A 10,732-nucleotide genomic window follows, 5' to 3' on the forward strand; every position below is an offset into this window, starting at 1 on the left:
GGGGCGGTGCCAGTGGGTGGTCGCCGCGGTCCCGTGTGGGGGCGGTGCCGGCGGGTGGTCGCCGCGCGGTGCGTGTGGGGGCGGTGCAGGGCGTGGTCGCCGCGCGCGGTCCGTCTGCTCGCCCCATGAATGGGGCAGCTCTACAGGCGCTGAGGCAGGGATACCCACAGCGGCGGCAACGCTGTCCACAGGGTTATCCACAAGGGGAACGGATGCTGTTGACGGCGCGAGGCTCAGCGGGAAACCTGAACCGATGGGAGCCGGGGAGGGTGCGATCGACGTGGGGGCGGCTCTGCGGGCTCTTCGTCGACGTGCTGATCTGAGCCAGCGGGAGTTGGCCGAACGGTCCGGGGTCCCGAAGAGCACGCTGGCTCGCATCGAGGTGGGGCAGGGCGGCCCGCCGGCGTTCCAGACGGTGGAGCGGCTGGTGCGGGCGGCCGGCGGCGAGCTTGCGCTCACGCTCCCCGGAAGTCCGCGCGTTACCCGAGACGGGGGATCGCCGAGCGTGCTGGCCGACGAGCCGCGGGACGAGGCTGGGCGTCGGTACCCCGCGCACCTCGACGTCCGTCGGATCCGGACCCTGAAGGACTGGCCGGCTGCCTGGTGGGTGCATTCGTACACACTCCCGGAGCGGTCGTGGCCGGTGCGCGTTCCAGAGCTGACCTACGACCTGGACCGAGCGCGGCGAGACGAGCGTCGGTGGCGGGACCAGGCCCGTGCCCAGGTGCGGTTTCGGCGTGCGCCCGAAGGACTGCCGGCCACGTCCTGGCGCTTCCTTGCCGAGGTGCCCGGTGCCGGGTCGGTCGGTGAGCTGAGGGCCCACGAGCGGAGCGAGGACCTCCTCTGTGGCGAGGAGTTGGGCGACCGACGTGAGCTGGTGGTGGAGGGCGTGGTCGTCGCTCCCGGCCTGCGGGGTCTCGGCATCGGCCGGAAGCTGATCCGGCTGCTGGCCGAGGAAATGGCGCTGGGCGGCATTCGGACCGCCCACGCGATCGCCGAGTACGGCAACGTGGAGTTCCTGCTCGCCTGCGGGTTCGAGCTGCAGGCGAGTCGGCCGTCGGCGCTGGCCCTTCACGTGTGACCAGGCGGCGGCGTCAGCGTAGCGCAGCGGCCGCCGTGGTCAGGGCGGTGAGGGCCTCGCGCAGGCGCCAGGCATCCCGGTCGCGGGGGCCGACCGGGTTGGAGATGGTGCGCAGCTCGGCGAAGGGCACCCCGGCCTGGGCCGCGGCGACAGCCACCCCGTACCCCTCCATGGCCTCGGCGACCGCGCCCGGATGCCGGCGGCGCAGCTCCTCGGTGCTGGCGGCGGTGCCGGTGACCGTGCTGACGGTGAGGACCGGGCCGGTCGTGGCGGCCGGCAGGGCGGCCCGCAGCGCCGCCAGCAGCCGTGGGTCGGCCGGCACCACGCTGCCACCGCCGAGCAGCGCGGGCGGCATGCCCAGTTCGTCGACCGGGATGAAGCCGTCCGCTGACTCGGCGCCCAGGTCGGCGGCGATGCTGGCGGTGCCGAGCACGGTGTCGCCGACCGCGGCCCGTCCGACGAAACCGCCGGCCACGCCCGCGCTGACCACTGCGCGGTACGGGCGGCCGGCCGCCTCGGCCAGCGCCAGCAGCCGGGCGGTGGCGGCGCCGGCCACGGCCGGGCCCACCCCCACCGGGGCGACGGTGACGGTGGCGTCGGTCAGCCCGGCGCGGACCGCGTCCGCCTCGGCGGGCACCGCGGTCACCACCAGCAGTCCGGTCACGACAGCGGCCCGGGGGACTCCCGGCGGGTCTCGTCGTCCGCGCCGCCACCCGGTCCGCCGACCGCCGACGAGGGGCGGTAGATGTGGTAGCCCGGTGGGGCGAGCCCCGGGTCGTCGTACCGCGGGGAGCCGGCCCGGGACGGTGCCGGCGAGGTGGGCGTCGGGTCCCCGGGCTCATCCGGCGACTCGTCGTCGACCAGCTCGTCGTCGACCAGCTCATCGTCACCCAGCGGCCGGCCGGCCAGCTTCTCGCCGCGCAACCGGGCGGCGACCAGCACACCCCGGGCCGCGGCCAGGACGCCCACCCCGGCGGCGACCGCGATGCCGGTGCGACCGTCGAACGGGACCAGCCCGAGCCCACCGCCGGCGACGAAGGCGAGCATCAGCACCGTCTCCGAATGGGCGAACGAGCTGGCCCGCAGCCGTTCCGGGATGCGCTCCTGGATCGACGCGTCGACGGCGAGCTTGGCGACACCGCTGACCAGCGCGGTGACCAGGCAGAGCAGGGCCACCATCGGCAGCGAGAAGCGGATGACCGTGAGTACGGCCACCCCGGCCACGATGATCATGCTGCTGGACTGGATGGTGGCCGGCCGGTGGATGCGCAGTCGGGTGCCGACGGCGGTGGCCAGGAAACTGCCGACCGCCAGCGCGCCGCCGACCAGCCCCAGCGCCCACTCGGCGCCCAGGTCCCGACCGAACACGTCGGTGGTCAGGTCGCCCTTCTTGATGGCGAAGGCGAGGAACAGCAGCAGGAAGCCGTACACGGCGCGCAGCGTCGCGGAGCCGATCAGGGTGGCGATCACCAGCCGGCCCGCCGGTCGGCCCCGACCCAGCGGCCGATCGCCGCGGCGGCGGCCCAGCGCTCGCAGCGGCCGGGGAACCCGCTCCGGTGGCTCGGAATCCGCCTTTGGAGGCAGGCGCAGGGAGATCACCATGCCGATCAGGAAGATCACCGATGCCACCCGTAGCGGCCACTGCGGCCCGAACCAGAACGCGGCCAGCCCGATCGGGGCCACCAGCGCGCCCGCCACCGTGCCGTAGACGCTGGCCCGCGCGCCCACCTGGGAGAGGCCGAGCCCCTCCGGCAGGAGCCGAGGCACCGCCGCCGAGCGGGCCACGCCGTACGCCCGGGACAGCGCGAGGACCCCGAACGCGGCCGGATAGAGCCCGAAGCCGTGGATGTAGTCGGAGATCAACCAGGCCAGGAACGCCCGACCGAGCATGGTGGCGGCCAGGGCGTAGCGCCGGCCGTGCCGGAAGTGGTCCAGCAGCGGGCCCACCACGGGGGCGAGCATCGCGAACGGCACCATCGTCACCAGCAGGTAGAGCGCGACCTTGCTGCGGGCCTCGCCCAGCGGCACGTTGAAGAAGATCGTCCCGGCCAGGCCGATGGCGATCAGCGTGTCCCCGGCGCAGGACACGGCGTGCAGGTCGAACAGGCGGACCATGCCGACCTCGCCGCCGGCGCCCCGGGCGCGGGCCCGGCCGGCCCGGCGGGTCACCCAGCGCCCGCTGCCCACCGAACCACGCAACAGCAGCCGGATGGTGCGGATGCCGGTGCCGACGGTGCGCCCGAGGACGGATCGCCCGGAGCGGGAGTACGACGGCATGTGCACCATCCTCGCCCATCTGATCCAGGTACGCCGCACCACTGCGGCGAAAGGTTCTCCGGGAGTCCCTGTCACCCCTGCCGGACGCATGGGGAACAATGGTGGAGTGACCAGGCCCGCCTCCACCCGCGCCGCCCGTCTCGACCAGGTCTGCGCCGCCGCCGTCGAGGTGGCCCGCGCCGGCATCACCGAGGTGGACGCCGACGACGTCGGCGACCACCTGCAGGTCGTGGCCGAGGGCGACCGGCTGGTCACCCACTACTTTGAATGCCGGCTCGCCGGCTACCGCGGCTGGCGTTGGGCGGTCACCGTCACCCGGGTGCCGCGCAGCCGCACGGTGACGATCTGCGAGACGGTGCTGCTGCCAGGCCCCGATGCGCTGCTCGCGCCGGGCTGGCTGCCCTGGCAGGAGCGGCTCAAGCCCGGCGACCTGGGCCCGGGTGACCTGCTGCCGACCTCGCCGGACGACGAGCGGCTGGCTCCCGCCTACCTGCTCTCCGACGACCCGGCGGTCGAGGAGACGGCCTGGGAGCTGGGCCTCGGCCGGGCCCGCGTGCTCTCGCGAGAGGGTCGCGCCGATGCGGCGCAGCGCTGGTACGAGGGCGACCACGGCCCGGCCGCCGCGATCTCCGCCGCTGCCCCGGCCGCCGCTCGCTGCGGCACCTGCGGCTTCTATCTGCCGCTGGCCGGGGCGATGCGGCTGGCCTTCGGCGCGTGCGGCAACTTCTACGCCCCCGACGACGGCCGGGTGGTGAGCGCCGACCACGGCTGTGGCGCCCACTCCGAGACGCTGATCGAGGCGGCGGAGACCGCGGTGGAGGAGCTGCCCACCGTCTACGACGACAGCGCCGTGGAGGCCATGTCGGTCAGCCGCGCCCCGGGTTCGGTGGAGGCCGCCGAGCCGGCGGAGCCGTACGGGCACCCCTGACGCTCCGCGCCGGGTGGTGCCGGCGCTTCGGCAGGTCAGCTGGCGCGACGGCGGCGTCGGTTGGCGTCGTGCCGCATCATCACGGCGAGGCCGGGGAAGCCCCACAGGAAACCGGCCAGGCAGGTCCAGAGCCAGTTCTCGTGATCGTGCTCGGTCAGCCAGCCCCGGAAGAAGATCAGCAGGACCAGCCCGGCCACCGCCCACCCGATCAGCCCGGCGACGGCGAACGGCACCATCGGCGGGTCCAGCGGCGCGGGCCGCGGGGGCTGCTCGTTCGGCACCCGGCAAGCGTACGCGATCGACTTCCCCTGCCCGCCGGTGATCTGGGACGATGCGCGCGACAACCGGAAGATCACCTGCGAGGACCTGATGGCAGTAACGCCGCCCGAGAACGGCGCACCACCCGACCCCGCGCACCCGCGTAACGGTTTCGACCGGTTCTTCGAGATCTCCGCCCGCGGCTCGACGCTGAGCCGTGAGGTACGCGGTGGCCTGGCGACCTTCTTCACGATGGCGTACATCGTGGTGCTCAACCCGCTGATCCTGGGCGGCGCCGTCGACGGCGACGGCAAGACCCTTCCGATCCCCGCGCTGGCGGCGGCGACCGCGTTGGTCGCCGGCCTGATGACGATCCTGATGGGTGTGGTCGGCCGGTTCCCGTTGGCGCTCGCCGCCGGTCTGGGCGTCAACGCCCTGGTGGCGTACGAGATCGCGCCGGAGATGACCTGGGCCGACGCGATGGGCCTGGTGGTGATCGAAGGTGTGATCATCGCGGTGCTGGTGCTGACCGGTCTGCGGACCGCGGTGTTCCGCTCGGTGCCCACCCAGATGAAGACCGCGATCGGGGTGGGCATCGGCCTCTTCCTGACCATCATCGGCCTCGTGGACGCCGGTTTCGTCCGGCGGATTCCGGACGCCGCCAACACGACCGTCCCGGTCGGCCTGGGCATCGGCGGCAAGCTGGTGAGCTGGCCGATGCTGGTCTTCGTGGTGGGTCTGCTGCTCACCCTGGTGCTCGTGGTCCGGCGGGTGAAGGGCGCGATCCTGATCGGCATCCTCGCCTCGACCGTGCTGGCGGTCATCGTGGAGGCGATCGGCAACATCGGCCCGTCGTTCGTCAACGGTCAGCCCAACCCGAAGGGCTGGTCGCTGAACGTGCCGGAGCTGCCGAAGACGGTGGTGGACGTGCCGGACCTGTCGCTGCTCGGCAAGTTCAACGTGCTCGACTCGTGGGGCCGGGCCGGCTGGCTGGTCGTGCTGATGTTCGTCTTCACCCTGCTGATCACGGACTTCTTCGACACCATGGGCACGATGGTGGCGGTCGGCCAGGAGGGCGGCCTGCTCGACGAGCGCGGCACCCCGCCGAAGGCCAAGGAGATCCTGCTGGTCGACTCGATCGCCGCCGCGGCCGGCGGTGCGGCCAGCACCTCCAGCAACACGTCGTACATCGAGAGCGCCGCCGGTGTCGCGGAGGGCGCCCGGACCGGTGCGGCCAACCTGGTCACCGGCGCGCTCTTCCTGCTGGCGATGTTCCTGGCGCCGCTGGTGGTGGTCGTGCCGTTCGAGGCGGCGTCGACGGCCCTGGTGGTGGTCGGCTTCCTGATGATGACCGCGGTCCGGACGATCGACTGGTCCGACTACGAGATCGCCATCCCGGCGTTCCTCACCATCGTGCTGATGCCGTTCACCTACTCGATCTCCAACGGGATCGGTGCCGGTCTGATCACCTTCGTGGTGGTCAAGCTGGCCCGGGGCAAGGCCCGGGAGATCCACCCGCTGCTGTACGGGGTCGCGGCGCTCTTCGTGCTGTACTTCCTGCGCGGGCCGATCGAGTCCCTGGTGCTCTGAGGCACGTCCGGGCGGGGGATCGATCCGGATTCTCCGCCCGGAACAGCACTAACGTCCTCGGTGAGCCTGGTCATATCGGATGTCGTTAGCCAAGCTCATTAGTTAAGCTAACTATCGTGACGGAGCGGACGGTGACGGCGGAACGCGTGCCACCGGCGCAACTGGCTCCCCAGTTGCGTGATGCGATCACCCGACTCAACCGGCGGGTCCGCCAGGCCCGACCGGTCGGCGACCTCACGGTCACCCAGGTCTCCGCGCTCACCAGCCTGCGGCTGGCGGGTGCGCTGACGCCCCGGGAACTGGCCGACATCGAGCGGGTGCAGCCGCCGACGATGACCAAGATCGTTGGGAAGTTGGAGGACCGCGGCCTCGTGCAGCGGACCCCCCATCCGACCGACGGCCGGCAGGTCATCCTCGCGGCGACCGAAGGAGGGCAGGCCGTGCTCGACCAGTTCGAGCGGGCCCGCGATGAGTGGCTGGCCCACCGGCTGGCCGCGCTCGACGAGGACGAACGGGAGACCCTGCAGAGGGCCGCCGAGATTCTCCAGCAGCTCGCTCGCGCCTGAGCCGCGCCCGCGACACCGGGCCGTGCCGTCACCTGTCGATGACGCGTACGTCCCGGAGGAGGCGCACAAAGAGTGACGGCCAAGTTGAGCACGATGTTCCAGTCCCTGCAGGTCCGCAACTACCGGCTCTTCGCATCCGGGCAGCTGATCAAACTGATCGGCGTCTGGATGATGTTCATCGCCCAGGACTGGCTCGTCCTCGAGCTCTCCGACAACTCGGCCACCGCGCTCGGCGTGGTCACGGCGCTCCAGTTCACCCCGGTGCTGCTGCTCACGCTGCTCTCCGGCCGGCTCGCCGACCGGTACGACAAGCGGGTGCTGCTGTTCGCCGCCAACGCCCTCTGGACCCTGCTGGCGCTCGGCATGTCCCTGCTGGTCCTCACCGACCTGGTGCAGCTCTGGCACGTCTTCGCCTTCGCCGCTCTGCTCGGCACGGCCAACGCCGTGGAGACCCCGGTCCGCCAGGCGTTCGTGTCCGAGCTGGTCGGCACGCCACTGCTGCCCAACGCGCTGTCGCTGAACGCGGCCGTGTTCAACTCGGCCCGGATCATCGGCCCGGCCGTCGCCGGCCTGGCCATCGCCGCCTTCGACGTGGGGCCGGTCTTCCTCTTCACCGCGCTCAGCTCGATCGCGCCGCTGGTCAACGTGGTGCGGATGCGGACGGCCGAGCTGCACCGCGACGCCCTGCTGCCCCGCGACGAGCGGGCGTCCGCCCGGGTGGTCGACGGGCTGCGGTACGTGTGGCGCCGGCCGGACCTGCTGCTGCCGATGGCGGTGATGTCGGTGATCGGCATGTCGCTGTTCAACTTCCAGCTCACCCTGGCCGCGCTGGCCAAGACGGTCTTCAACACCGGCGCCGCCTCGTTCGGCCTGTTCAGCACCGCGCTGGCGGTCGGCGCGCTGGGCGGCGCTCTCAGCGGCACCGGCCGGCGTAGCCGCCCGTCGGTCTGGCTGGTGCTCGGCGCCGCGATCGGTTGCGCCAGCTTCGGCACCCTGGTCGGCTTCGCGTCGACGTACTGGCTGGTCGTGACCCTGCTGGTGCCCACCGGTTTCTTCATGGTCTTCTTCGCCCAGGCCGCCAACCAGCGGGTCCAGCTGGGCGTGGACGCGGCCTTCCGGGGACGGGTGATGGCGCTGTGGGTCCTGGTGTTCCTGGGCACCAACCCGGTCGGCGCGCCGCTGATCGGCTGGGTCGCGGAGCACTTCGGCGCCGGTGCCAGCATCTGGATGGGCGGCCTCATCTCGCTGGCCACCGCGCTGATCGCGCTCACCTGGCAGCTACGCCGCTCCGGCGCCCGGCTGCGCTTCCGGGTGCTGCCGATGCCCCGCTTCTACGTCACCTCGACCGACTGCTGAGGTTTGGGGATAGGGCTCCTTGTCATCGGGTTTCCGGTGACAAGGAGCCCTTTCCCACTCCTGTCGGCCCGGGCCCGGGCGGAGCGCGCCGTGTTCAGCGGATGGCGCGGATGCGGCCAATCCGGTGGCGGGCCGGCACGACGGGGCTTAGCGTCGATACGTGGGAGTCGGACGCGCGCTGATGCTGGCCCTGGCGTTCCTCGCCGTGGCCAGTCTTCCGGCGGCGTTCGCCCTGCTCTTCTGCGCCGACGAGATCCTGGACCGGGTGGTCTGCGGCTGGTCCGAGTGGCGGGAACGGCGACGGGAACGACGCACCATCGCCCGTCTCGACCGCGCCATCGAGGCCGACGCGCTGACCCGGGACATCGACCTCAGCGAGTTCGACCGGACCGACCGGCGTTCCCTGGAACAGATCGCCGCTGACCTGCGCCGCCTCGGCGGCCAACGGCTCGGCGGCAGCGGCCGGCCGATGGTGTGGCACGGCGCGGTGGTCCAGGCGTATGACGACCGGCTCCGACTGGCCTGCCGCGCTCTCGGCATCACCGAACACCTCGCCGAGCTGACCGGCGTCGACCAGGAGATCGAGCGGGTCCGGGTGGAGGGTGTGCTGCACGCCGCCGGGCTGGCCCTGCCGGCGGCCCGGGCCGGGCACCGGCAGCGGCACCGCTGAACGGCCGACCGTTGCGGCTCTTCGTCGCGGTCTGTCCGCCCATCGAGGCGGTCGCCCACCTCGGCGAGCAGGTCGCCCGGCTGCGGATCGGGGCGGCGGCCGCCGCCGGCACCAACGTCCGACTCGCCGACCCGGCCCACCTGCACCTCACCCTGGCCTTCCTCGGTGACGTCGAGGCGGCGCGGCTGGTCGAGGTGGAGAGCGCACTCGGGCTGGCCGCCGAGTGGTTCCGCGACGGGAGGGACGCCTCGCCCCGACTGAGCCTCGGCGGGGGCGGCCGGTTCGGCCAGGGGCGGTTCACCGTGCTCTGGGTCGACCTCCGAGGCGACGTCGAGGCGCTGCGCGTGCTGGCGCGACTGATCCGGTCCCGCCTGCGGCACGCCCGGCTGCCGCACGACGACAAGCCGTTCCGCCCGCACCTGACCGTCGCCCGGCCTGGCGACCGGGTGGACCCGGCCCACATCGAGGCGGACCAGGCCACCCTGGACGACTACCAGGGTCCACCGTGGCCCGCGGCCGAGCTGCTGCTGGTGCGCAGCCACCTCGGACCCCAGCCGCGCTATGACCGACTCGCCGCCTGGCCGCTCTGACTCAGCCGGCGCGCCGGCCCGCCGCGGGGCGTTTCGCGTGCCTCGCGCTGACGGGTGGCGAACCGCCACCCGCCAACGCGAAGCGTCAGGAGGACTCGCGCGCGGCCGGGCCGCTGCCGAAGAGCACGTCGTCCCAGCTCGGCAGCCGCTTACGCGGCTTGCCGTTGGCATCGGTGGACTCGCCGCCGGCAGCCGCCGCCGCGCCCGTCCGGCGGGGACGCAGCACCGCCAGCGACGGAACGGCTGGGACCTCCTTGGGCGCGTCCGAGTCGTCGTCGAAGGCCGAACCCTGGCCACCGCCGAGCAGTGCCGCGGCACCGCCGCCGACCGGCCGCTGCCGGGGAGCGTCCGACCCGGCCAGGGCGGCCGGGGTACGCGGCTCCAGTCCGCGACCCGACGAGGCGCCGAGCGGGCGGTCCAGCGAGGCGAGCAGGGCATCCCGCCCGGCCCGGATCGGGTCCCGGCCGGGACGCGGGTGCTCGGACGCCGCCGGCAACCCGTGCCCGCCTCGGCTCGGCTCGCCGCGCGACGGACCGGGCAGGGCGTGCCCGCCCCGCTCCGGCGCCGGCTCCTGGCCGAGGATCGGCGTGGGCCGCTCGGCGCACAGGTACTGCGCCATGTCGTCGTGCGGGGTGACCGCCTGCCGGGTCTTGTCGAGATCCCAGATCGCCTGCGCGGTGGCCTTGCCGGACGGCCAGGTGGCGATGATCCGCCAGGTGCCGTCGTCGCGGCGGTACGCGTCCCAGGAGATCTTCTCGGTGTCGATGCCGTGCTGGCTCAGCCGGCCGTTGACCACCTCGGCCAGCGGGGTGGGCTTCTCCGCACCCTTGAGCCGGGTGCGGCGGGCGTGCTGGGCGAGCATGGCCCGCTCCTGGAGCACCGGACCGGCGTAACGCAGGACGCGGTCGACCGGCACGCCGGCGATCCGGGCGACGTCCTCCGCGGACTCACCGGAACGGATGCGGGCCTGAATGTCCCGGGGGGACAGTGAGGGGATCGGGTCGGCGGCGGTCGGCGCCGCGGCGAGGGGCGGAGCACCCGGCTCGGCGTGCAGTGCGCCGGCGATCCGCTCGTCGATCGGCAGGGCGAGCAGTCGCCCCACCTCGTCGGCGAGAACCAGAGCATGGCCGTCCTCGGAGAGGGCGACGAAGCGTACTGGGCGCATAGCGTTGCCTCCGTCCCGCTTCGCTGGCCGCACGCCACGAGTCGGCCACCCAGGCGTCTCGGACCACCGTACGCGCATCTGTCTCGGGGTGGGGGAAGCGACACCCCGCATGTCGCGACTGAGCTGCAACGATGATCACGGTCGGTGTCCGTCGGGGCCCCGACGGACACCGACCGCGCAGTTACGAAGAACGGGGGCGCCAACGAGGCATAGGGGGGCCGGGACAGGCGCGACGGCACGCCGCACCCACG

The 10,732-nt window shown here is 73.1% G+C and carries 11 protein-coding genes; 7 read left to right on the forward strand and 4 right to left on the reverse strand.

The window, feature by feature from the left end; translation table 11 throughout:
- Nucleotides 1–253: 253 nt before the first annotated feature.
- Nucleotides 254–1,081, forward strand: coding sequence for a GNAT family N-acetyltransferase (locus AB0K07_RS03360; protein ID WP_363750613.1), 828 nt, complete (start codon nt 254–256; stop codon nt 1,079–1,081).
- 13 nt (nt 1,082–1,094) lie between these two features.
- On the opposite strand, the gene AB0K07_RS03365 is transcribed toward AB0K07_RS03360, so the two are convergent.
- Together AB0K07_RS03365 and AB0K07_RS03370 are read right to left on the reverse strand one after the other, a co-directional pair.
- Nucleotides 1,095–1,745 carry a futalosine hydrolase gene (locus AB0K07_RS03365; RefSeq protein ID WP_363750615.1) on the reverse strand — a complete coding sequence of 217 codons (651 nt, stop codon included), beginning with the start codon at nt 1,743–1,745 and terminating at the stop codon, nt 1,095–1,097.
- Entirely contained in the window at nt 1,742–3,358 is a 1,617-nt protein-coding gene (locus AB0K07_RS03370; protein ID WP_363750617.1) for an MFS transporter, read from the reverse strand. Before AB0K07_RS03370 ends, AB0K07_RS03365 begins: the two co-directional genes overlap by 4 nt.
- Here AB0K07_RS03370 and AB0K07_RS03375 point away from each other — a divergent pair.
- Nucleotides 3,357–4,286, forward strand: coding sequence for a DUF3027 domain-containing protein (locus AB0K07_RS03375; RefSeq protein WP_363750619.1), 930 nt, complete (start codon nt 3,357–3,359; stop codon nt 4,284–4,286). The genes AB0K07_RS03370 and AB0K07_RS03375 overlap by 2 nt on opposite strands.
- Nucleotides 4,287–4,321: 35 nt before the next feature.
- Here the strand turns inward: AB0K07_RS03375 and AB0K07_RS03380 are convergent, their stop codons facing one another.
- Nucleotides 4,322–4,567: a DUF2530 domain-containing protein gene (locus tag AB0K07_RS03380; RefSeq protein ID WP_089017994.1), complete on the reverse strand. Its 246-nt coding sequence runs from the start codon at nt 4,565–4,567 to the stop codon at nt 4,322–4,324.
- Between the two features lie 88 nt (nt 4,568–4,655).
- Between AB0K07_RS03380 and AB0K07_RS03385 the strand changes: the two genes are divergently transcribed.
- From AB0K07_RS03385 to thpR, 5 genes are all read left to right on the forward strand, one after another.
- Nucleotides 4,656–6,134, forward strand: a complete 1,479-nt coding sequence (locus AB0K07_RS03385; protein WP_363751409.1) for an NCS2 family permease — start codon at nt 4,656–4,658, stop codon at nt 6,132–6,134.
- Nucleotides 6,135–6,250: 116 nt separating this feature from the next.
- Nucleotides 6,251–6,700 carry a MarR family transcriptional regulator gene (locus tag AB0K07_RS03390; protein ID WP_363750621.1) on the forward strand — a complete coding sequence of 150 codons (450 nt, stop codon included), beginning with the start codon at nt 6,251–6,253 and terminating at the stop codon, nt 6,698–6,700.
- A gap of 72 nt (nt 6,701–6,772) precedes the next feature.
- On the forward strand, nt 6,773–8,056 hold the full coding sequence (locus AB0K07_RS03395; protein WP_363750623.1) for an MFS transporter: 1,284 nt from the start codon (nt 6,773–6,775) through the stop codon (nt 8,054–8,056).
- Nucleotides 8,057–8,216: 160 nt separating this feature from the next.
- Nucleotides 8,217–8,726 (forward strand): hypothetical protein, encoded by a 510-nt coding sequence (locus AB0K07_RS03400; protein WP_363750625.1) that lies wholly within the window; start codon nt 8,217–8,219, stop codon nt 8,724–8,726.
- 11 nt (nt 8,727–8,737) lie between these two features.
- The gene (gene thpR, locus AB0K07_RS03405) at nt 8,738–9,316 is read left to right on the forward strand and encodes an RNA 2',3'-cyclic phosphodiesterase (protein ID WP_363750627.1); all 579 of its coding nucleotides are present in this window, start codon (nt 8,738–8,740) and stop codon (nt 9,314–9,316) included.
- A gap of 85 nt (nt 9,317–9,401) precedes the next feature.
- Here thpR and sepH read toward each other — a convergent pair whose 3' ends face one another.
- Complete coding sequence (gene sepH, locus AB0K07_RS03410; protein WP_074316255.1) at nt 9,402–10,481, reverse strand: septation protein SepH; 1,080 nt, start codon at nt 10,479–10,481, stop codon at nt 9,402–9,404.
- Nucleotides 10,482–10,732 lie beyond the last annotated feature (251 nt).

The organism is Micromonospora sp. NPDC049301 (genome assembly GCF_040678715.1).
Lineage (GTDB): Bacteria > Actinomycetota > Actinomycetes > Mycobacteriales > Micromonosporaceae > Micromonospora.